The 21,529-nt window shown below is 54.7% G+C and carries 21 protein-coding genes; 12 read left to right on the top strand and 9 right to left on the bottom strand.

Going from position 1 to position 21,529, the window contains the following annotated elements; translation table 11 throughout:
- Positions 1 to 8 precede the first annotated feature (8 nt).
- The gene (gene fliM, locus IF205_RS10095; RefSeq protein WP_259783160.1) at positions 9 to 1,082 is read right to left on the bottom strand and encodes a flagellar motor switch protein FliM; all 1,074 of its coding nucleotides are present in this window, start codon (positions 1,080 to 1,082) and stop codon (positions 9 to 11) included.
- A 102-nt stretch (positions 1,083 to 1,184) separates the two neighbouring features.
- On the bottom strand, positions 1,185 to 1,712 hold the full coding sequence (locus IF205_RS10090) for a flagellar basal body-associated FliL family protein (protein ID WP_259783159.1): 528 nt from the start codon (positions 1,710 to 1,712) through the stop codon (positions 1,185 to 1,187).
- Between the two features lie 331 nt (positions 1,713 to 2,043).
- Here IF205_RS10090 and flgF point away from each other — a divergent pair, with 331 nt between their 5' ends.
- The 4 genes from flgF to flgH are packed head-to-tail and all read left to right on the top strand — an operon-like array spanning position 2,044 to position 5,381.
- The gene (gene flgF / locus IF205_RS10085; RefSeq protein WP_259783158.1) at positions 2,044 to 2,763 is read left to right on the top strand and encodes a flagellar basal-body rod protein FlgF; all 720 of its coding nucleotides are present in this window, start codon (positions 2,044 to 2,046) and stop codon (positions 2,761 to 2,763) included.
- A gap of 20 nt (positions 2,764 to 2,783) precedes the next feature.
- On the top strand, positions 2,784 to 3,569 hold the full coding sequence (gene flgG, locus IF205_RS10080; RefSeq protein ID WP_259783157.1) for a flagellar basal-body rod protein FlgG: 786 nt from the start codon (positions 2,784 to 2,786) through the stop codon (positions 3,567 to 3,569).
- A 15-nt stretch (positions 3,570 to 3,584) separates the two neighbouring features.
- Positions 3,585 to 4,580 (top strand): flagellar basal body P-ring formation chaperone FlgA, encoded by a 996-nt coding sequence (gene flgA, locus IF205_RS10075; protein ID WP_259783156.1) that lies wholly within the window; start codon positions 3,585 to 3,587, stop codon positions 4,578 to 4,580.
- A gap of 15 nt (positions 4,581 to 4,595) precedes the next feature.
- Positions 4,596 to 5,381 (top strand): flagellar basal body L-ring protein FlgH, encoded by a 786-nt coding sequence (flgH, locus tag IF205_RS10070; protein WP_259783155.1) that lies wholly within the window; start codon positions 4,596 to 4,598, stop codon positions 5,379 to 5,381.
- Between the two features lie 228 nt (positions 5,382 to 5,609).
- On the opposite strand, the gene dksA is transcribed toward flgH, so the two are convergent.
- Together dksA and IF205_RS10060 are read right to left on the bottom strand one after the other, a co-directional pair.
- The gene (gene dksA, locus IF205_RS10065; RefSeq protein WP_259783262.1) at positions 5,610 to 5,999 is read right to left on the bottom strand and encodes an RNA polymerase-binding protein DksA; all 390 of its coding nucleotides are present in this window, start codon (positions 5,997 to 5,999) and stop codon (positions 5,610 to 5,612) included.
- 237 nt (positions 6,000 to 6,236) lie between these two features.
- Positions 6,237 to 6,677, bottom strand: coding sequence for a flagellar assembly protein FliX (locus tag IF205_RS10060; RefSeq protein ID WP_259783154.1), 441 nt, complete (start codon positions 6,675 to 6,677; stop codon positions 6,237 to 6,239).
- Positions 6,678 to 6,903: 226 nt separating this feature from the next.
- On the opposite strand from IF205_RS10060, the gene IF205_RS10055 reads away from it, so the two are divergent.
- Genes IF205_RS10055 through IF205_RS10020 form a run of 8 tightly spaced genes read left to right on the top strand, consistent with a single transcriptional unit; the run spans position 6,904 to position 14,869 of the window.
- Positions 6,904 to 8,046, top strand: coding sequence for a flagellar basal body P-ring protein FlgI (locus tag IF205_RS10055; protein ID WP_375542687.1), 1,143 nt, complete (start codon positions 6,904 to 6,906; stop codon positions 8,044 to 8,046).
- The gene (locus IF205_RS10050) at positions 8,046 to 8,375 is read left to right on the top strand and encodes a rod-binding protein (protein WP_259783152.1); all 330 of its coding nucleotides are present in this window, start codon (positions 8,046 to 8,048) and stop codon (positions 8,373 to 8,375) included. Before IF205_RS10055 ends, IF205_RS10050 begins: the two co-directional genes overlap by 1 nt.
- Positions 8,372 to 8,806, top strand: a complete 435-nt coding sequence (locus IF205_RS10045) for a hypothetical protein (RefSeq protein WP_259783151.1) — start codon at positions 8,372 to 8,374, stop codon at positions 8,804 to 8,806. Before IF205_RS10050 ends, IF205_RS10045 begins: the two co-directional genes overlap by 4 nt.
- Positions 8,807 to 8,848: 42 nt before the next feature.
- A complete protein-coding gene (locus IF205_RS10040) occupies positions 8,849 to 10,873 on the top strand; it encodes a FlgK family flagellar hook-associated protein (RefSeq protein ID WP_259783150.1) in 2,025 nt (674 codons plus the stop codon).
- A 13-nt stretch (positions 10,874 to 10,886) separates the two neighbouring features.
- A complete protein-coding gene (locus IF205_RS10035; protein WP_259783149.1) occupies positions 10,887 to 11,888 on the top strand; it encodes a Gfo/Idh/MocA family protein in 1,002 nt (333 codons plus the stop codon).
- A gap of 16 nt (positions 11,889 to 11,904) precedes the next feature.
- A complete protein-coding gene (locus tag IF205_RS10030) occupies positions 11,905 to 13,062 on the top strand; it encodes a DegT/DnrJ/EryC1/StrS family aminotransferase (protein WP_259783148.1) in 1,158 nt (385 codons plus the stop codon).
- Between the two features lie 13 nt (positions 13,063 to 13,075).
- Positions 13,076 to 14,155, top strand: coding sequence for an NAD-dependent epimerase/dehydratase family protein (locus IF205_RS10025; protein ID WP_259783147.1), 1,080 nt, complete (start codon positions 13,076 to 13,078; stop codon positions 14,153 to 14,155).
- A 12-nt stretch (positions 14,156 to 14,167) separates the two neighbouring features.
- Positions 14,168 to 14,869, top strand: coding sequence for a cytidylyltransferase domain-containing protein (locus IF205_RS10020; protein ID WP_259783146.1), 702 nt, complete (start codon positions 14,168 to 14,170; stop codon positions 14,867 to 14,869).
- Here IF205_RS10020 and IF205_RS10015 read toward each other — a convergent pair whose 3' ends face one another.
- The 5 genes from IF205_RS10015 to IF205_RS09995 all read right to left on the bottom strand — a co-directional run bounded on the left by IF205_RS10015 (position 14,870) and on the right by IF205_RS09995 (position 21,381).
- Positions 14,870 to 15,487, bottom strand: a complete 618-nt coding sequence (locus IF205_RS10015) for a GNAT family N-acetyltransferase (protein WP_259783145.1) — start codon at positions 15,485 to 15,487, stop codon at positions 14,870 to 14,872.
- A gap of 80 nt (positions 15,488 to 15,567) precedes the next feature.
- Positions 15,568 to 16,386 carry a class I SAM-dependent methyltransferase gene (locus IF205_RS10010; protein WP_259783144.1) on the bottom strand — a complete coding sequence of 273 codons (819 nt, stop codon included), beginning with the start codon at positions 16,384 to 16,386 and terminating at the stop codon, positions 15,568 to 15,570.
- Positions 16,387 to 16,425: 39 nt separating this feature from the next.
- On the bottom strand, positions 16,426 to 17,445 hold the full coding sequence (locus IF205_RS10005) for an N-acetylneuraminate synthase family protein (RefSeq protein WP_259783143.1): 1,020 nt from the start codon (positions 17,443 to 17,445) through the stop codon (positions 16,426 to 16,428).
- A gap of 15 nt (positions 17,446 to 17,460) precedes the next feature.
- Positions 17,461 to 19,473: a motility associated factor glycosyltransferase family protein gene (locus tag IF205_RS10000; protein WP_259783142.1), complete on the bottom strand. Its 2,013-nt coding sequence runs from the start codon at positions 19,471 to 19,473 to the stop codon at positions 17,461 to 17,463.
- Positions 19,474 to 19,476: 3 nt separating this feature from the next.
- Positions 19,477 to 21,381 (bottom strand): tetratricopeptide repeat protein, encoded by a 1,905-nt coding sequence (locus IF205_RS09995; RefSeq protein WP_259783141.1) that lies wholly within the window; start codon positions 21,379 to 21,381, stop codon positions 19,477 to 19,479.
- Positions 21,382 to 21,529: the final 148 nt, after the last annotated feature.

The following is a 21,529-nucleotide window of genomic DNA, read 5'->3' as shown; positions in this document are numbered from 1 at the left end:
AAAATACCTTACTCCGCCTCGATTTTGCCTTCCAGGCGCACAGCGATGTTATGCCCCTTTCGGCCCATAGACGCACGAAACATCGGTACGGTGCCGCACCGCAATTCAACGTCCGACTCGGGCGTCACCTGCAACGGCAAAAACGTCCCGACATCCCAGTTTAACACATCGCCCAATGACGTTGTCACCTCGTCCAGCACCACTTCGATCGGGACTTCCGTGAACCAAAGTTCAGTTGCAAGGTGGTTTTCCCAGATGCTGTCCCGGCCAAATTTTTCCCCCATGAACATCTGGAGCAACAGTTCGCGAACCGGCTCCAGCGTCGCATAGGGCAACAGCAGTTCCAGACGCCCCCCCCTGTCTTCCATATCGATACGCAGGCGCGCCAGGATCGCCGCATTTGCAGGCCGGGCAATCGTGGCAAATCGCGGGTTCGTCTCCAGCCGTTCAAAACGCATCGTGACAGAGCTCAACGGATCGAAGGCTGCGGACAGGTCAGCCAACACCACACTGACCATGCGCTCCACCAGATTGCGTTCGATCGTGGTATACGGACGTCCCTCAATACGCATTGCCGCCGTCCCTCGGCGACCGCCCAACAACACGTCCACAATGGAATAAATCAGGGAACTGTCGACAGTGATCAGACCATAGTTGTCCCACTCTTCCGCCTTGAAGACCGACAGCATGGCCGGCAGGGGAATCGAGTTCAGATAATCACCGAACCGAATGGAGGTTATGTTATCGAGGCTGACTTCCACGTTGTCGGAGGTAAAATTACGCAGGCTGGTCGACATCATACGCACAAGCCGGTCGTAAACCACCTCCAGCATGGGAAGGCGCTCATAGGACACCATGCCGGAATCGATGATCGCCTCGATACCGGATTTGTCCTGATCGTCACCGCCTTCCTGGAAACCGAGAAGACTGTCGATTTCATCCTGATCCAGAACACGGGTCGCCGCCGCCCCCATAGAGGAGTCGGGCTCGTCGTCGGCCATAGCCGCCCATTCCGCCGCCAGCGCATCATCATCTGCGCCTTCTGCGTCGTCCATACCTTCCAGATCGTCGTCGTCAGCCATTACAGCACCCATTTTCAATGGTCAGGGGAGACGAAACTTTCTCCACACACGGTCTTTGACAGGCAAAACCCGCGCCAACCTGGGCAAATACTACCAGAAACCCTATTGAATCAACATGTCCTTAAACAGCACATCCTTGATCTTCACGGGGTAAACAGCCTGATTCACACGATCAAGCAACTCTTCCTTGATTCGATAGACCCCCTGGCTGCCTTCCAGTTCCTCCAGGCGCAACTCCCGCAGGAAAACCTGGAAATTGTCGATGATGCGAGGCTTCACCGCCTCCACCTTGGCAACATCTTCCTGGCTTTCCAGTTCCAAGGAGACCTGCAGCTTGAGAAACTTCTGCTTGCTGCCTGCCGTGCGCAACGTCACCAGAATCTCGTCGAGGTCATAGAAGACACCCGGCGCCGTGGGCGCCTTGTCTTCCATTGCGGCTTCCTGATGCGCGTCCCCCTCGGCCTCAATCCCCAGAATAGGATCCAGGATACCCGAAAAAAACAGTCCGGCACCGGTACCGACCAGCAACAAGACAGGAAGCACAATGAAGAGCACCAGTTTCTTGCCGCTTACCCGCGAGCCACCGCCCTCGTCGTCTTCGATATCCAGATTCTCTGTTTCGTCGCTCATTCGCAGCTACCCACCGGTCTTCCGTCACATAATTCGTCAGATTGGCCCAAATACTAACGCACCAACAAGAAAAGAAACATAATAAAAATCTCAGGAAAAGAAAGTAGTCGCAAAGCGATAACCATGAAATGCCTTCGTTGCGGCAGCAACTTCCCCCCTGGTCGGCAAAGTTAGACGGCAGTTTCTACCTCAAGCACCCTCACCCCCTCCCCTCAGCCCGTCAATAAAGCCAGGAATTCCGCGCCATACAGTGTTTGGCACACCCCTTGCTTAGTAGACACCGAGGAGATGTCCGGCCTGAGAAACCGGACAAAACAAGAGGAGTGGCGCTATGGAAAATTCATCCTATATCGCCTTGTCACGGCAAATGACGTTGGCCAACGAGATGTCGATCGTTGCCAACAATATCGCGAACGCCAACACCCCCGCCTACAAAGGCGAGAAGATGGTGTTCCAGGAGTTCATCGACAAACCGACGCGGGGCGAGAAACTGTCCTTCGTCCAGGATGTCGGTCTGGCCCGTGACTTGAGCGAAGGTCCGATGAAGGTGACCAACAATCCGCTGGATGTCGCGATCAAGGACAAAGGCTATTTCGTGGTCGACACCCCCATGGGACAACGTTTCACGCGCCATGGCCGTTTTCAGATCGACGCAAACAGCCAGTTGGTAACCAGTGCCGGATACACGGTACGCGGCCTCGCAGGCCCTATTATTATCCCGCAGGACCAGGGGCAGGTTACCATCGCGGAAGATGGTACGGTGTCCACCCAGGAAGGGATTGTGGGCACCCTCCAGTTGGTTGATTTTGCAGACGAACAACAGCTCCGCAAAGGGGCGGACGGCCTCTATAGCTCGGACACTCCTCCGCAGAATGTGGCCACCCCCAGCGTTGCCCAGGGCATGCTGGAAGAATCGAACGTGAAACCCATTATCGAGCTCACCCGCATGATTCAGGTCCACCGTGACTATCAGTCCGTTCAGAATTTCATCAAGGCAGAAGATGACCGCCTGAAAAACGCGATCAACCGCCTTGGCCGTGCGTCGGCGTAACACCGTGAAGGGAGACTAGAATGCGTTCCTTGAATATTGGCGCGACGGGTATGCTGGCACAGCAGCTCAATGTTGAAGTCATTTCCCACAACATCGCCAACATGAACACGACGGCCTACCAGCGGCGGCGCGCGGAATTTCAGGACCTTCTGTACCAGAACCAGCGCCGTGTCGGCGCGGCGTCTTCCGATGCCGGCACGATCGTCCCCGTCGGTGTGCAGGTTGGCCTGGGTGTGAAGACCGCAGCGGTATATCGCATCAACGAGCCCGGCAACCTGACTCTGACAGAAAACACTCTCGACATGGCCATCAACGGCTCGGGCTATTTCCAGATCGAAATGCCCAACGGTGATACCGCCTACACCCGCGCCGGTTCTTTCCAGTTGAGCAATGACGGCACGATTGTAACGGCGGACGGCTACACAGTGCAGCCGGGGATCACGATCCCCCAGAATGCCGTGGACATTACCGTAAACAGCAGCGGCGAAGTTCTTGCCACCATCGACGGCCAGGTCGCCCAGCAAAATGTCGGTCAGCTTGAGTTGGCCAACTTCGCCAATGATGCAGGTTTGCTCGCCGTCGGGGATAACCTCTACAAGGAGACCGACGCCTCCGGCGCGCCGACAACGGCCGCCCCTGCGACGGATGGTTTTGGCACCCTTCAACAGGGCTTCCTGGAAACATCGAACGTGAATGTGGTCGAGGAGGTCACGAACCTCATCACGGCACAACGTGCCTATGAGATGAACTCCAAGGTGATCGAAACCTCCGACCAGATGATGTCACAGCTCAATAACATCCGGTAATGGAGGTTTGACGTCATGACTTTGATCATCAATCCAACATTGAAGAGGCTGGGCGCAGCAGCGATCTTTCTCGCCGCCAGCAGCGCGGCCTGGGGTGCCTCCTCGACACCTGAACCCGAGACGCTGCCTGTCACCCTGCGGTCGTCCGTGACCGTCGACAGCGACAAAATCCTTCTCGGTGACGTTTTCAACGGCGTGCAAAATTATGCCAATCGTGCCATCGCCCACGCACCAGCGCCGGGCCATGAGTTTACACTCAAGGCCGCCTGGCTCTGGCGTATCGCGAACCTGTTCGAGGTGAACTGGAAGCCCACGAGTCAGTTGGACACCTCCACCGTCTATCGTACCGCTGTCAAGCTGACGACGGAACTGCAGGCACAGAAGGTAAAAGAGGCTGTCGAAGAAGCAACTGCAGATGGCGGGCTCTATGAAATTGAACTGGACAACCAGCTCTCCACCATAAACCTGACTTCTGACAGCCCGGCATCAGTTGCGTTGGCAAATCTTCGCCTGGATGCTGCCCGGGGCCATTTCACCGGGACCCTTGTTGCTCCGGCAACGGGCCAACATCAGGTTAGCATCCCCGTTAGCGGGCGCATCTACCGGATGGTCGAGGTTGCTGTCCCGAGCCACCGTATCAAGCGGGGCGATATCGTTGCCGATCAGGATCTTCAGTACGTCCAGATCCGGGCCAATCGCCTGACACGGAACGCGCTCATAGATGCCTCGGACATGGTCGGACAGAGCGCCAAACACACTTTACAGGAAGGCCGTCTGGTATCTCACAACGATATCGAGCCTCCCCTGCTCGTCTCTCGCAGAGGCATCCTGACAGTCACGCTGGAAACGCCGCTTATGCGCCTTACCGTCCAGGCGAAAGCACTGGAAAGCGGTGCAAAAGGTGACGTGATCAAGGTCGAAAACCTGCAAAGCAAACAATTGGTAGAAGCCATCGTTACCGGCCCGAACAAGGCCACAGTCGTCAGCCCACTCCAATCGGCCATGCGCTAGAAAGGGCAGAAGAGAATGCAGTATCTGATAAAAAGTGAAACAGCACACCCGCTTGCCAAAATTGCCGGAAAGCTGGGAATCGCCCTGCTTGCCGCAACGGTCGTATCTGGCTGTAACACTCTGTCGCGCCTGTCGGATATCGGCGAGACGCCTGAACTGACCGAGATAAAGAACCCGACGCATGAACCGAACTATCGGCCGATCTCCATGCCGATGCCGGCGCCAGAAACGGCACGCAGGAACGCCAACTCCCTCTGGCGTCCCGGGTCTCGCGCATTCCTCAAGGACCTGCGTGCAAACCGCGTTGGCGATATCGTGACCGTTCTGATTTCCATCGACGACAAAGCCGAACTCGACAATGAGACCACCCGAACCCGCGCCTCCAGCGAAGACGTCGACGTTCCAGGCCTCCTGGGATATCAGAACTCGCTCGGTGCGATCCTTCCGGAAGCAGCAACACCGGACAATCTGTTGAACCTTGGCTCTACCAGCAGCCAGGCAGGAACCGGTGCGATTGACCGGAAGGAAAAGGTGGAACTGAGCCTGGCCGCCGTCGTCACGCAGGTTCTGCCCAACGGAAACCTCGTCATTCACGGACGTCAGGAAACTCGCGTAAACTATGAAGTCCGCGAACTTCAACTTGCCGGGGTCATTCGTCCGCAGGATATCGATAACAGTAACGAAATCTCATACGACAAGATTGCGGAAGCCCGACTGGCTTACGGCGGTCGCGGACAGATCAATGATGTGCAGCAACCTCGCTGGGGCTCCCAATTCATTGACATACTCATGCCATTCTAACGGCAGCAGGAACAGGATTACGCCCGCGGTCTCTCCTCTCTCTCCTCTTCTCTCCTCTCGCGTGCGTATTCCAGACGGGCCGGTGTAACCACACCGGCCCGTCTATCTTTTTCCTTCTGGCCAAGGCCACCCGGCAGTACCGGGACATAAAAAAAGGCCACCCGATCGGGCGGCCTTTTCAACGCAGGATATAAATCCGAACGTATATATAGTATATATAATAGCTGACTAATCGTCCCGGCGTGTCCGCTCGTCTCTTTCGTGACGCTCCTGCGCCTCCAGAGACAAGGTGGCAATGGGACGAGCCTCCAGTCGCTTCAGAGAAATTGGCTCGTCAGTTTCCTCGCAATAGCCGTAGACCCCGTTTGCGATCCGATCCAATGCCTCGTCAATCTTGGAGATCAATTTGCGTTCGCGATCCCGCGTCCGCAACTCAATGGCACGGTCTGTTTCCATGCTGGCACGGTCTGTCAGGTCTGGCTGCGCAAGGTTTTCCTGCTGCATACTCGCCAATGTTTCCGTGGATTCCTCCAGCAATTCTGAACGCCAGCGCAGCAATTTCTGCCGAAAATACTCCAGTTGAAGAGGATTCATGAATTCCTCGTCATTGCTAGGCATATAATCCGGTGGAAGAAGTGGCGCTGTAAAAGCAGAATCTTTGGAGTGATTGCTGTCACCTTCGGTGAAATCTTCAGGCTTACGGTCCGCCGACATCAATAAACTCCCAAACTAGGGCTACCCCTTGAAAAACCCCCAATCCTGGTACACGCGCTTATATTTGTTCCATTCGGAATATACAATCTTTTTTTCGTTATTTTTTTGTAAACAGATTTGGATAAAAAAAGGCGGAGACGGTTACTTCCGGGCTTTTTCCAATTTTGCGATTTCAACCTGAGCCCGCAATTCTATCTCTCCAAGAACGGCAGACAGCTTCGGATCCCCCGCCACTTTGGCCTGCTTCGACACCGATTCGGCCAATTGCACGAGACGGTCGTAAGGCACAGCCCCCATCAAAAGCGCGTTCCGAATGGCTTCGAGGCGGTCCAGCATATCCTCACCCCAGGCAACAGCCTGGGCGCGCCCACCGCCCTGGGTCGCATCATCAACCTGCTGAAGAGAGAGAAGAGCATCCACCGCCGAGACCGGCCCTGCAGACGCCGCAGCCTCGGTATGCGCGTCCTCTCCGGAAACATCGTTCAAGGCACGCGCAAAGTCCGCACCGCCTGTTCCGCGGCTTTTTGATGTCTTCTTTGTCGACGACGTCCGTCGTGTCGAACCAGGTCCTTGGACTTTCATTCTTTCATTTTATCCTTTTTTACCACTGCCGGAAACCGCTGCCTCCGGCACAGACATTTTACTCATCTGATCACGATGTGCATCCGGCATTTTTTGCCGCCCCATCCAACAGCAAATAAGAGACAAAACGAAACGTCCCTATGTTTCATACGATTTCCGCACTTCATAAATTGGCACGATTTTCGCTTCATGCAATGTCGAGAGAAGAGAAAAGAGGTTCACCATGATGAATGTGCATTCCACATTCTGGACATTGGCAAAAACAATCGCCGTTTTTTGTATTTGCCTGGCCGCCATAACACTGAGCAGCCTCTCCGCATCGGCGCAATCACGCATCAAAGACATCGTCGATGTAGAAGGCGTGCGGGAAAACATGCTGGTCGGCTATGGGCTGGTTGTTGGTCTGAACGGTACGGGTGACACCCTCAACAGCGCAGTTTTCACGAAGGAAAGCCTTGTTGGCATGTTGGAACGCCTTGGCGTCAACGCCCGTGATGGCTCCCTCAACACCAAGAATGTCGCCGCCGTCATGGTAACGGCAAGCCTTCCTGCCTTTGCCCGGCAGGGCGCACGCATTGATGTTAATGTCTCCGCATTGGGTGATTCGAAAAGCCTGCTGGGTGGCACATTGCTGGTTACACCGCTCCTTGGCGCGGACGGCGATGTCTATGCGGTAGCGCAAGGCACACTGGCAGTTGGCGGATTTGCCGCACAAGGCGATGCCGAAACAGTTGTCAAGGGCGTCCCAACCAGTGGCCGCATTGCCAACGGCGCCATTGTCGAGCAGGAATTGCCCTTCCGCATGGCGGACCTCCAGACTTACCACCTGAGCCTGCGCAACCCGGACTTCACCACTGCACGCCGTATCAGCCGCGCAATCAACGCCTTTGTCGGCCAGGACGTCAGTTCCGCAACCGACCCGGCAACTGTCCAGGTGAAGGTTCCGGCCAATTACGACCGGGATGTGGTCAATATGATCACTGACATTGAACAGTTGCGGGTTGAGCCGGACAACGTGGCAAAAGTCATCATCGACGAACAATCCGGCGTTATCGTCATGGGTGAGAATGTGCGCATCAACAAGGTCGCGATTGCTCAGGGCAATCTGACGATCCGGATTACCGAAACGCCGCAGGTGTCCCAGCCCCAACCCTTCACCAATACCGGCACCACCACCACGGTACCCAGAACGCAGATCACAGTGGATGAAGGTGCGGACAGGCAACTCGGCGTCGTTGATGGCGGCGTCAGCCTTCAGGAACTGGTGAACGGCCTGAACAGCCTGGGCGTCGGCCCGCGCGACATGATCACAATCCTTCAGGCGGTAAAAGCCGCAGGCGCCCTGCAGGCCGAAATTGAGGTGATGTAATGGACGCCACCCTGACAGCACAGATGGATCAGGCGCTGCAAAGCACCTTCCAGAACAAGACACCCGATCTTGGCAAGATCAAATCCGAGAAAGCCGCGCATGAAGCAGCGGTAAATTTCGAAGCCATGTTTCTCACACAGATGGTCGAGCAGATGTTTTCCGGCGTCAAAACGGAAGACGGCTACTTCGGCGGCGGCAGTGGCGAAAAGATGTTCCGATCCATGCTGTCCCAGGAATACGGACATGAAATGGCTAAAAGCGGCGGCATTGGTATCGCCGACATGGTTCAAAAGGAAATCCTGAAAATTCAGGAGGAGGCAAGTCAATGACCCCGGAAATCCGCGCTACGAGCTTACTCGAACTGCTTCGTGACCTGATCGACGTGATGGAACGCGAAAATACGCTGTTGGAGCGGCCCCGGTCGCAGGATCTGGCCCCGATAGTTGAGGAAAAGCAAAAGCTGTTCCAGCAATACGAAACGCAAATCCGCGAACTGGCTGCAACAACAGGCTTTTCCGCAGTTCTTGGCGACGACCTCAGAAGTCAGCTCAAAAAGCTGTCTGAGGATTTCGAACGCGTTTCAAAAGAAAACGAGCGGCGGCTGCGCCTGGCGGCACGTACCAGCAGCATGATCGTAGAACGGATCAAAGAAGCAGCGACCCGCGCATCAGGCACAAATCTTGCTTCTTATGGAAACAGTGGAACACAGCGGGAAGACACCCGGAAGGCTGCGCCGATTGCCGTGGACCAGACCCTTTAGGTCGGTCTAGGCGGACGGTCCTAACTCGCGGAGGAAAAGATAATGTCATTGCTTTCAGCGCTGAATGTTGCTGTTACATCCGTCAACACGATCAACAGTGCGGTGCGGACGGTATCCGACAATATCGCCAACGCGAACAACAAATATTACAACGCCCGCCAGACCAAATATCAGAACCTGCAACATGGCGGCGTTGCCGTCGCCGATATCGAGAGGCTTGTAAACAACGGCCTTTTCCAGGATTTGACCACTGCCATCGCAGGCAGTAACGGTTACGGCACACAGAACGATATCTACGAGCGGATGAGCAGTCTGCTTGGCATCAGCGCGACGCAGACCCCGTTGTCTGACGAAATGGAAGACCTGAACGCCGCGTGGAAGGCGTATGAGGCATCGCCCGAAAGCGCCGCCGCACAGGCCCAGGTCCTGAGTGCCGCGAAGAACATCACTGTTGAAATGGCACGTCTTTCCGATGGCCTGGACCAGATAGAGCAGGAAATCAAAACGGATACCACACGCACCGTATCCGACCTGAATGACCTTCTGTCCGATATTGACCGTCTGAACAACGACATCGTTTCCGATAAATCAAAAGGCCGTCCGACTTCTGCGAATGAAAACCTGCGGGATCAAAAGCTGGAAGAACTGTCCGAAATCATGGACATCAAAACCTTTGAAGCATCGGATGGTCATCTTGTCGTGATGTCTTCAACGGGCCTCAGCCTTGTTGACCTGAACGCCGCCACCTTCAATTATGACACCTCGACCGGTGCGCTGACCAAAAGCGGTCATTCCAGTACGGACCTTATCACCGGCGGCCTGCTGCCGCAGGGCAAGTTGAAATCGCTCACGGACTTCATCCGGACCGACACAGCGGCAGAAGCCAATACTGACGGTGGATTTGCGGTTGTTCAGAAAATGCGCAACCAGTTGGACGAAGTGGCCTTCATGCTGATGGACGATTCAACCGCACGCACAAGCGGCAGCGTCGCCATTGAAGACAATGCCACAGTTGGCGCGGCTGGCACGATTACCGTCACCGTGGGCGGCACGCCTAGGGTCGCCAACATCCTTGCCGCTGATACCCCTGCGACGGTACTGGCGAAATTGAACGCCCTGGACAATGTCTCTGCCCGCTTCGATGGTCATGGCCAATTGCAGATCCTGACCGAAGGCGAGGGTATGACAGTGGCCGTTTCCACCGGTGCCCTCCAGACAGCAATCGGGTTCGGGGCCTCCACGACGGTGGCGGCGGACAATCCCCCGACGCTCAGCTACGCCTATAATCAGGAAAATTCCACGGGCAGCCTGGATATCACCGGCAACGCAGACCTGACCTCCCTTGCCGGTATCGCAGCCGCTGATCAGTTCTCGGTTTCCGTTGGCGGTGGGGCAGCCGTTACCGTCACAATCGGTGCGTCTCCCTATTCCACACAGGACCTGTTGGACGACCTGAACGACATTGACGGTGTTCGCGCCCGCCTCAACAGTTCTGGTGGACTGGAGATATCGACAACCCGCGGCAGCCTGGATATCCAGCAGACAAACAATACACCGCTGTCTGCCCTTGGCTTTACTTTTGTCGGCGGCAGTGCGGAAGTAACCAACAGAGGCGAGACCGGAGAGCAAAACCTGGACCTTTTCGAGGTTAAAACCGGCTCTGCCCTGTCTGATGCGACCCGCCTGAATTTCCGGGTAAACGACACGCTGACCAATGGCACCGCAAGCCTGAAAAAATCCTCCGCAACCGGCGTTGTGCAATCAATGAACGGCAACAACCGGGGCATTAACGGGTCCGGTTTTTCCACCAGCGGCACTTCCTATACCGGGCTGGTATCGGATATCTTCGTGGATGTAACCACAAGGGCGGAACGTTTCGGCAATCTGTATTCAGATTCTATGACCCTGCATAACAATCTGGACGAACAGCTTCGCCAGGAAGTCGGTGTGGATATCGACTCCGAGATGGCGGCGCTGACAGTCCTGCAAAATTCCTATGCGGCCACGGCCCGTGTCATCCAGACGGTCGACGAAATGTTCTCCACCCTTGAACAAGCGATCCGTTAATTTGTGAGATAAAATGCAAGAAATATCGATAGGTGTTATCGGCCTGGGTGTCGGCGAACGGCATGTTGCCGCCTATAGGGAAATCCCCGGCGTCACCGTCGCCGCTGTCTGCGATATGGACGAAGAAAAGCTGCATGCCGTGGCCGACCGGCAGGAAGTGGACGGACGATACACCGACTATCGCAAGATTATAGAAGACCCGCGCATTGATGCGGTTTCCATTTGTACTTACGATAACTATCACGCCGCCCAGGTCATCGAGGCCTTCAACGCGGGAAAGCATGTGATGGTGGAAAAGCCGATCACCTTGAACCGGGAAGACCTGGCAAAAGTGATCCGTGCCCAACAGGACAGCGGCAAACGCATCTCCTCCAACCTGATCCTGCGTCAAAGTCCCCGTTTCATCGCGCTACGCGAAATGGTCCAGCGGGGTGACTTCGGCGACATTTTCTATATGGAAGGCGATTACCTTCACCAGATTCTCTGGAAGATCACCGAGGGCTGGCGCGGACAGATGGATTTCTACTGCGTAACCTATGGCGGCGGCATCCACCTGATCGACCTGATGCGCTGGATCATCGGTGAAGAGGTGACAGAAGTCACTAGTATGGGCGCAAAGAAACAAACAAGGGGAAGCAGCTTTGCCTACCCGGATGTCATGACCAATTTGCTGCGCTTTGAAAGCGATGCTCTGGCCAAGAATACAACAACCTTCGGGCCGCAACGGCATAAGATGCACAGCCTGAATCTCTATGGAACCAAGCTCAGCTTCGAAAACGGCATCCCCGACGGGCGTCTCTTCCGTGGCGACCGGCCAGAGGACGAAGAGCCCTTCACTGTCCCCTATCCCGCCGTTGAAAAAGGCGACCTGCTGCCCGACTTCGTCGCGGCAATCCGTGAAGGCAGGGAACCCAACGTCGGTGCGCAAGATGTGTTCAGGGTCATGGAAATATGTTTCGCCTGCTGGGAATCGGTTCAAAATAGGCGAAACGTCGACGTGACATACACGATCTAGAGCGAGACCTGATTAAATGTCATCAAACAATCCCATCCCCTTTGGCAAACCACAGATCAGCGATTGCGAACTTGACGCAATCCGGGACGTCATGGAAAGCGGGATGCTGGTTCATGGCAAAGTAACCCCCGCCTTTGAGGAAGCTTTTGCCGAGCGGATCGGAACCAAACACGCGGTTGCGGTTTCGAGCTGTACCGCAGGTCTTCACCTGACCTTATTCGTCAAGGATATCGGCCCCGGCGATCGCGTCGCCGTCCCGGCCATGACCCATGTAGCAACCGCCCATAGCGTTGAACTGACGGGCGCAACGCCGGTCTTCGTCGATGCGGATCCCTTGTCCGGCAATATGTCCGCAGACTTGCTGGACAGCCAGGACGAACCGTTGGCCGCAATCATGCCGGTCCACTATCTGGGCACGCCCTGTGATATGGACAGGATCAACGCCGTCGCGGAACGCCACGGGGCATTCGTCCTCGAGGATTGCGCAATCGCCCTCGACAGCGATTATAAGGGCCGGAAGGCAGGCAACCTGGGACTGGCGGGCAGCTTTTCCTTCTATCCGGTCAAACAGATGACCTCGATCGAAGGGGGTATGGTCTCCACCAATGACGATGCTTTGGCGGATGCCCTGCGCAAACGCCGCGCCTTTGGATACAACCGCGCCCTGGGTGACCGCGCCAAACCCGGCATCTACGATGTAGACCAGTTGGGCTTCAACTACCGCATGAGTGAAGTGGAAGCCGCCGTTGGCCTGGCACAGCTTTCCCGTCTGGACGACTTTCATGCCATCCGCGCGGCCAACTATAATGCCCTGACAACGGCTCTTGCCGAGATTGAAGAATTAACCCTCTTCCCCGGCCAGCATGAAACAGCACAGCCCAGCTATTACTGCCTGAATACCGTATTACCCAAGGATGGGTCGATTGACCGGGATCAGGTCATGGACCATCTGAAGGCCGCTGGGATCGGTTTTTCCGTGCACTATCCCGGGGCTGTGCCGCTGTTTACCTATTATAAAGAAAAATACGGATACAAAGAGGGGCAGTTCCCGGTTGCCGAATGGCTCGCAGCGCAGACCTTGTCCTTGCCGCTGGGGCCGCATTTGCCTGAAGACGGTGTCAACCGGATTGCCGCAGCGTTGAAAGACGCGCTTGTGAAGAGCAGAAGCTCGTGAAAGGAGTCAAGAAATGACGCATATCCCCTATGAAAGCCTGAAACCCAAACTGGAAGGCCAGCGTATTCTGCTTGTTGGTGGCGCCGGTTTTATCGGTCATAACCTGGGCCTGGAACTTGCCCAGATGGGCGCCGAAGTGATGATCGCCGACAACCTGATGGTCAACAGCCTGATTGAAAACTGCTTCCAATCGAGCCAGGACATGACCCAACGCCAGGCCTATCAGGACTTCCTTCTTTCACGGTTTTCAATGCTGCGGGATGCCGGTGTGCACCTGCGCAACTGCGACGCCCGTATCCTGACCGACCTTGCGCGGATTTTCGAAGAATATGAACCGACGAAAGTCGTTCATCTGGCCGCCATTGCGAGCGCGGTTGATGCCAAGGCAGAACCGGGCCTTTGCTTTGACCTACAGTTGATCACCCTGCGAAATATGCTGGAACTGGTACGGCCGCGTGTCGACCGCATAAACCAGGTTATGTTCATGTCCTCCAGCACGGTATATGGGGACTTCGAAGGCGACACCGTCGACGAAACCACCTTCCCCCGCCCGGAAGGCATCTATGCCAACACCAAATTCATGGGCGAACGGCTGGTTCGAACCTATCGCAGTCAGTATAACCTGGGAACAACGGTCATCCGCCCCAGCGCCCTTTATGGTGAGCGTTGCATCAGCCAGCGCGTCAGCCAGAAATTTGTCGAGAATGCCCTGACCGGAAAACCTTTGCTGCTGGAAGGCGGCGGCGACGGACGTCTGGATTTCACCTATATCAAAGACCTGGTCCAGGGGCAGGTTCGCGCCCTGGCCCTGCATGAGGGTCGCCATCACTCCAATACCTTCAACCTGACGTTTGGCAACGCCCGGACGATCAAGGAACTGGCTGACATTGTCGAATCCGTCGTGCCGGGAACGATCCTTGAGGAACGCCCGCGTATGGTCGACAAACCGGTTCGCGGGACGCTGTCCACAGAGCGCGCCAAAGACGTCCTCGGGTTTGAGCCTGAATGGCCCCTGGAAGTCGGCTACAAGCAATATTGCGAGTGGTATGTGGAGGCCTGGGAGCGCGCAAAACACAAAGCCAATTCTTTCTGACGGCCTGACGCGATGGACAAAACACAGCGAGGCAGAGGTGCTATTGTCCTGCTTGCCCGTCTTGATTCCCGGCGTTTGCCAGGCAAGCAGCTGTTGGACCTGGGCAATGGGCAATGTGCCTTGGACCTTGCCATTGAACGCCTGAAACGAAGCCGCCACGGACTTCCGTTAATCCTTGCAACGACGGATAGGGAGATCGATTCTCCCTTATCCGGCATTGCCGATAAACACGGTATCCCGCTTTTCCGTGGCGACCTGGACAATGTGGCCAAACGCTGTCTTGATTGCATGGATGCACATCGACTGGACTGGTTTGTGCGCATCTGTGCCGACAGTCCACTGGTCGATCCGGAAGTCGTAGACGAGGTTATCAACGTTTTCCTGGAAACAGGTTGCGACCTTGCAACTAACGTATTTCCCCGGACCTTTCCCTTGGGAACCAGCGCGGAAATCATCAGCCACACAGCAATGCGCCGGATATGCGAGGAAACCGCGGACCTGTCTCTCTTGGAACATGTGACGCTTTTTGCCTATCAAAACGCGGCATCCTTCGACATCCGCAATCTGCCCAACAGCGGAAAGCCCCCTAATGCCGACATTCGCCTGGTCGTAGACACACCGGAAGACTTGCAGAGGGTGAAACAGGTAATCAGTTCACTCGACGACCCGGTTAAAGCTTCATTGGATGAAATACTGAGCAAACTCGACCAGTAACTACGCCGTCCAATGCCAGGTTTGTTCTCGTCGGAATTCTTCAAACCCGTCATTCCTGTAGAATGAGAGAGACCCAGAATTGGAAAATTGGGTTCCGACTTCCACCCTATCGGCGAGTCCCTGGTAATCTGCGTCCATCGCCAGGAGCAGCTTTGCACCGATCCCGGCTCCCTGCCGTCCCGGCATCACCCCGATAAGGTCGATAACAACCGTTTGTCCCCTCAACAAACAGGCGTTGAAACCAAGAATACCGTTCCCTTCGTCATAGATGAACACGCGGTCCGCGCGCGCCATCACGGCATTATACGCCCAGGCCCCCTTCAATGCATCTGCTGCCTCGTCAGGGACATCGGGGTCGGCATGATATCGATCCGACGTGAATGCGGCCTCCCCAACCCTACGGCATCCTGCAGCATCTGCGTCCTCTGATCGCGCAGCGCGAACACCCTCGGGCATGGGAACGCCTCTTCGAACAGGCCGCGCCAAGGAGACGAGAGTTTCAACCTTTCTGAAACCTGCGGACTCAAGATATCCAGTCCGATCGTCCGGCTCCGGCAGACGGCACCCCATCAGCCGAACATCCGCCAGTCTGGCGTCAGCAACAGCCTGCTGAGCCATTTCCGCTTTATCCAGACGCCAAACAGGACCTTTCAGGAAATCAGCCTCAAACCGCTGTTCGCTTATATAGGAAGGGTGTGTCATTGAGGGCGTCGCAAAAAGGCCCGCAGCGTGTATTTCCCACTCCGCTGGCGCAGACGATCCAGATAGTCACAGCGGAAACCAGATTTAAGGATCAGAAGCGCCATGGACGCCATGGAATAGGCGCAGTAATGTTCCAGAAACATCTCCTGTCTGGCAGGTGTATCTTTTAACGCTGCCTCGCCATCCGGCAATTCCAGATAGACCAAACCATCCTGATGCAAAACTTCCCTTACCCGGCCCAGCATGGAAACCGGGTCCGGGACATGTTCCAACACCTTGTTCAGGGAAACGAGACTAAACTTCCGGGAGAGATCAGCTTCCATAAAATCCGCGGCAATGGCATCAACCTGCGCGACCTGCCTCGCATGCTCCGCCGCACGCGGGTCCGGGTCCAACGCCGTACAGGTCCAGCCCGTCTCTCTCATCGCGGCAGGGAACACTGCCAATCCAGCCCCGATATCCAGCAAGGTTCTGGCCTGCCCCGTATGATGCAGGGCCCAGTATTCATTGATAAAAGCGACACGCTGTTGGTTATCCGACTGGTCTTCCGGCAGGGACATTATTCGATCATAGGTGCTGCGAACCCTGTCGGCGTAAGTCTGATCCCAGTATTTCTTACTGTAGATCTTGCTGAGATCCATATCGTGATGGTTAATCACATGCCCGCAGCCACCGCATGACCAAACCTCACGACAATACGGCGCAAGACCGAGATCGGTCTCACCCTTGGGAGGCTCCGTGAAACGGGCTTCGAAGTTCCACTCAATGCCCCCACACATTTCGCATGCTTCGCAGGGCGGGTTTAACCTGGTCATGATCCGACAGACTGCTCTTTCTATTGAATTTTCAGATGCCTAGGAACGCTCCACAGAGCTTCGGAGTATGGGGTGTCCTTTGCTGCAGGGCATATTCAACGTCGCCCCAATCAACTGTGGCAATTCTCCTGCGGAATACTCCGATGCCGGGCGGGCAAACATCAGATCGTCCTGGCTCAGCACAGTTCCCGCCTCCAGATCATGCGCGGCAACAACACCTTTGCGGATAATTTCCGGCATCGTTTCTTCGCACGCCTGAACAGGTTTCCCCCAAGTGCCCCTTCCGGCTGCCACCTTCGGCAAGATTTCAGTCAAGTATCGAATATCGGCAGCATCTGCAGAAAGGCTATGATCCCTGAATTCCCGCCCGTCCTTTTGATCTGTGAAATGCATTTCCACCACGCGTGCGCCCAGCGCAACGGCAGCTATCGCGGCCTCTGTTCCAATAACGTGGTTGGAGTATCCGACCGCTACGGGATGATACCTCTGTTGCAGGAACGGAATAGACAGAAAATTCGCCTGTTCCATCGGCGTTGGATAGGCTGAAACACAATGCATCAACAGCAATCGCGACGACAGGTTTTCGTCTCCGACAACATCCCTGACCCAGGCCACGGCCCGGTCAATTTCATCAATGTCAGACGCACCCGTCGATAGCAAAACCTTGCGACCGCTTTCCGTGGCTGCGCGAATAACAGGCTCAAAAGTCAGATCACCACTGGCAATCTTGATCGCCTCGCCCAATTCCGCCAGCAGAGGCACCCAGTCTTCCGAAATCGCGGAGGAGAAGAAGCTGACCCCCAGTGACTTCGCTTCAGTAGCCAACTCGCGGTGGGTCTGTTCATCCAGGGCAAATCGCCCAACACGTTCCAGACGATCCGGGTCTACCGCTGAAATAAAGCGTTCGGCCGTATAGGACTGAAACTTGACCGCATCCGCACCCGCCTGTGCCGCCAGCCGCATGAGTTCAAAAGCTTTTTCGGGATCACCCTCGTGGTTCACACCGATCTCGGCAACCAGCACAACTTCTTTTGCGAGGTCTTTTCCAAACAGCTTCATCGTCTGCAACCTTTACTACTGTGAAAGTTCTTTTGCCTGCTTGAGAATTCCGCCGGTGCATTCCAGTCCCTTCTCTCTCATTTCCGACAGAAAGGCTTCAAACTGATCACGGAAGAATTCCAGATAGCCGGGACGCACGTTTTCCGGGAGGCGGCGCAATATTATATGTGCAATCTGAATAAACATCATGACGGTTCCAATATGGAACTGCCTAACAACGCGGCTTTCGACACTGTTGTCTTTATCGCTCTTGTAAGTCAACTCCCGCAAGACTTCATAGAGCTTGAAAAAATCGGCTTTGCTAGGACTGAAACCATCCAGGGCATTTTCAATCCCGCCGTAGAATGCCGCCATCTTCCTGTCTATTTTTTCCATATCCGAGACATTGATCGGCAGCCTGCCCGCGCCCTCATCATGCTCCTGTATCAGCATAGCCAGTTCGCGGTTACGTCGGGCAACACTTGTCTTGAACTGTACGGTTTCCGGAAGCTGCGGGGTGGCACCGGAAATTCTGATCCCGTCACTGCAATTGACGAGTTCGACGTTGTCGTCATATTCCTTCAGTGCCTGAAACATGGTCGAAGACCACAGGAAACTCTGATTTGTCTGGATTGTGCCACCAAAATTTCCGCGCGCCTGATGCTTGAAATTCGAGGCAGCCTTATGGCCCGGATGTGTCGCGAGAAAATTCTTGTCCGCAACATATACGGATTGGGCAGAGTGATGCTTTCCTTTTTCACGGGAACCCAAATCCACTCCAACGAGATAGAGTTTCCTGAAGCCCAGGCCGACAGCAAGACGAGCCCCCGCATTTGTCACGGTCGGCGCCGCGTTGTAAACCGCCCCATACGGTCCGCCGAAGGCATAAGTCGACGTCACCGAATCCCGGAAGAATAAAATCCTGCGCTTGAAAAGCTTTGGCAGCTCCGGATTGATCGTATTCGAGGCGATCAGGGTTATCGGGGACAAGTCATATTGTTTTGACAGATTACCCACAACCTCCAGCGGCCCTGGAGTGTTTTCTAATTCTGCATGAAAATCCGGAGTAACCCCATGCCCCAGAAGAGACCCTAAACCGGTCCCGCAAGATAAGACGATAATCTTGTCTCTATTTTCTTTGATAAGGCCAATCGACGTATCCAGGGACGGGCCCGAACCGACGATGACAATAGGTGTCTCTTTCTCAAGCCGTGTTTTCACAACAAACGTCAAATGGTCATAGGACGTGATGTTTCGAAAACAATTCGAAAGCATTTTGATTTCGTCTTCGAAGAAGCCAGGATTGGCTGTAATCAGCGAGATTTTTTCCCGGAATTCGCGTTCAACTTGCTTGAGGAAGTAGGAATTATAGTGAACGTAGAAATATGACCCATCCGTTATTTCAAAGGCCTTGAATTTTACAATCGAATACAGATTGGTCGTCAAAAAAGAAGGATCGTCGCCCAGGAGGAACATCAAGGATCCCCCCTTTGCCTCAACGGAAGTATACCAATCGGAAAGGTCATGCAGATGCAGGCAGTGGTACAGAAATTCGGGAAACTGTTCCACGATCACAATATGCTGTACCTGCGCATCCTCCAGAAGAGAATCAACATGACAGCCAAGCCCGATGCCAAGTATGAAGAGAAAGCCTGCATCGGCATCCTTCAACTCAAACTTGCCCACAAGGCCATTTTCCGTCATCCAGTTTCTGGAAAGCAAAAGCATACGTTCCGCCAGTGACCGCGTGCTATCAATATCCCGCTTCTCCTTGGTCACCCCCAGGCCTGCACCAGAAACGTCGATCCTGTCTGGGTGTTCCCAGTAGTGTTTGAGCTGGTCCTTGGCAAAGGTCTCAGCATCTCTCTCATAGAAGCGGGTATGCCCCAGATCCAGGTTCAGCCCGCCGTCCTCATCCTCCACCACCTTTGTTGCAATGTTTTCCAGCGAACGAAGCAGCCCCACCAAGGCAGGCTGTTGTTGCTCCAGGCATTGCAGATTACGTTCGTAAAGGTCCGGATCATACTTCATAGTTAAACCAACCGGCATGTTCTAGCTTCGTCCCACCAATTGAAAGAGCGCCTCTTCCAAGGCGGAGAACCGATCACTGAGATATTGTGGCGCCCGGGAAAGCCGAACATCCTCCTGAAACGTTGACCGGTCTTTTTTCCAAAGACCTGGTGTGTTCTTCCAGCGTTCGAGTTTTGCAACAAGGTCATCAACGTCCCTGCATATCCAACCGTCACCAACGATGGCCTGCAGAATAGAACTTCCTTCCCGAGCCTCGGGGAGACGGCCTGGAATGCTTACCGTCGGCAATTCATACATCACCGAACTCAGCAAATTATCTGTGCCTGCATCACCGCCAATATCCAGCATCAAGTCGACGCCGGAAAAAAACGATGACCTTGCCTCTTCCATGTCAGCGCTCCAGTCCGAAAACTCGACAAGTGGCTGTAATCCATGCCTGGAAATCAGCCCTAGAAGCTCATTAACCCCTTGGGGCCCGCCTACGCTGTTTGAAAAAACGCGTACCGATATGTCACCGAATTTTTGCGTGATTTTCTTCAACATTTCCAAGGAATGATCATTCACCTTGTTGAAGCAAGGCATCCATCCCAGGACTTTCAGACCGCCTGCGGAACTCAGGGTTTCCTGTTCCGACTGTGAGGCTGACGGCAACCCAAAAAAGCCGCCTTTCACCAAACATGCGTCATTTTGCTCTCCGGAGTAGGAGAACTCGCTCCCGAAGGCCGCAGTATATCCCATGGCTTCGGCGGAAGCAGCCAAACCGTTGTAGCGCAACTGGATGGGACAGGCCCCTTCTCCGTAAAGCCTCGTGTGATGGGGGGTTGCGACACCATCCAGATCAATCAGAACCTGCACACCGTCATTCCTGATTATGGTGGCGGCAGTTTTTTCGTCCACATTCCTCAGGTCCTGGAACTCGTTCACGCTCCCGGCAACCCGTCGCGTCATTGCGTCGTCGAAGGCATTGTAGCAATAGAGGTTGATCTTCAGCCTGCCTCTATGCGGATGAAGAAACAGCGGCAGCAGGTGATCCAGTCCGGCATCTAATCTAAATCGGGAAGACACAAAACCAACGGTCAGCGTCCCTTGGACATTTGCTGTTGTTTCTCCTGCACTCCCCTCTCGATTGTCCGCAGCAAAAGCCTGCCCCCATGCAGTTTCGGCATCGAGGATTTCATCCGTGACGGGGTCCTCGCAATGATAGAGGTCCGCAATTTCTTGAGCATAAATATCCGGATTGTCCGGTTCTCTTTCCTTGGCCGATTGATACGCGGCTTTAGCCTCCTGGCGACGGCCCAGAGCATTCAGTACGTGACCAATTTCTGCATAGTCATACGCAACGAGGTCACCTGAATCTTCCAACCCCTGCAAAATCAGGGCTTCTTCCACTGGTCGCCGTTGAAGCCGCAACACCTGTGCCAGCAAGCGCCATGGCTCACCATGGTTAGGATGCAATTCGGCTTCCCGTTGAAACTCGGTCAGCGCGCGACGCAGCAATCCTCTTCGAAGCGCTTTTGTTCCCCGTTCCAGAAAAGGTGCTTTTTCAACTTCGGTAAAACTGCCCTCGAATGAACCGAGCCATTCCGGCAACAACAAGGACTTCAGGGGGGATGCCTTCAAGACAGTGGACAATTTGCCGTAATACAAACTATCGCTGACATTACCAGTACGTGCGTGAAGTATGGACAGTGCTTCCGCATGTTCCATCATTTCCGGTGCCATCTGATGTGCTTGTTTGAACAGGTCAATTGCCTTCGGCACTTCACCCATACGAACCGCAACCAGCCCCATAACATGATAGATGAACGAAGAATTGCGCTCCATCTGTGACGCCTGCTGCAGGGCTTCCAACGCCTGAACGAATGCCCCACTTTCGGCCTCATCCAAAGCCTTCGACAAGAAGTCTGTTAAATTTGCAGTAGTCACAAAAACGCACACCCAAGTTCAATAAGTAATTACTTCCCACTTTACCTTTTAAAGCTACAGCATGCGCGGGGTGAATTCTATATCTTTGCGTTATTTTGATTTAAAAAGGGTTGGGGAGCCAAGCATTATGCCGGCTCCCCCAAAAACT

The organism is Aestuariispira ectoiniformans (assembly GCF_025136295.1).
GTDB lineage: Bacteria > Pseudomonadota > Alphaproteobacteria > UBA8366 > Aestuariispiraceae > Aestuariispira_A > Aestuariispira_A ectoiniformans.
Note: the sequence above shows the minus strand (reverse complement) of the source record. Positions and strands in the feature narration are given on the sequence as shown.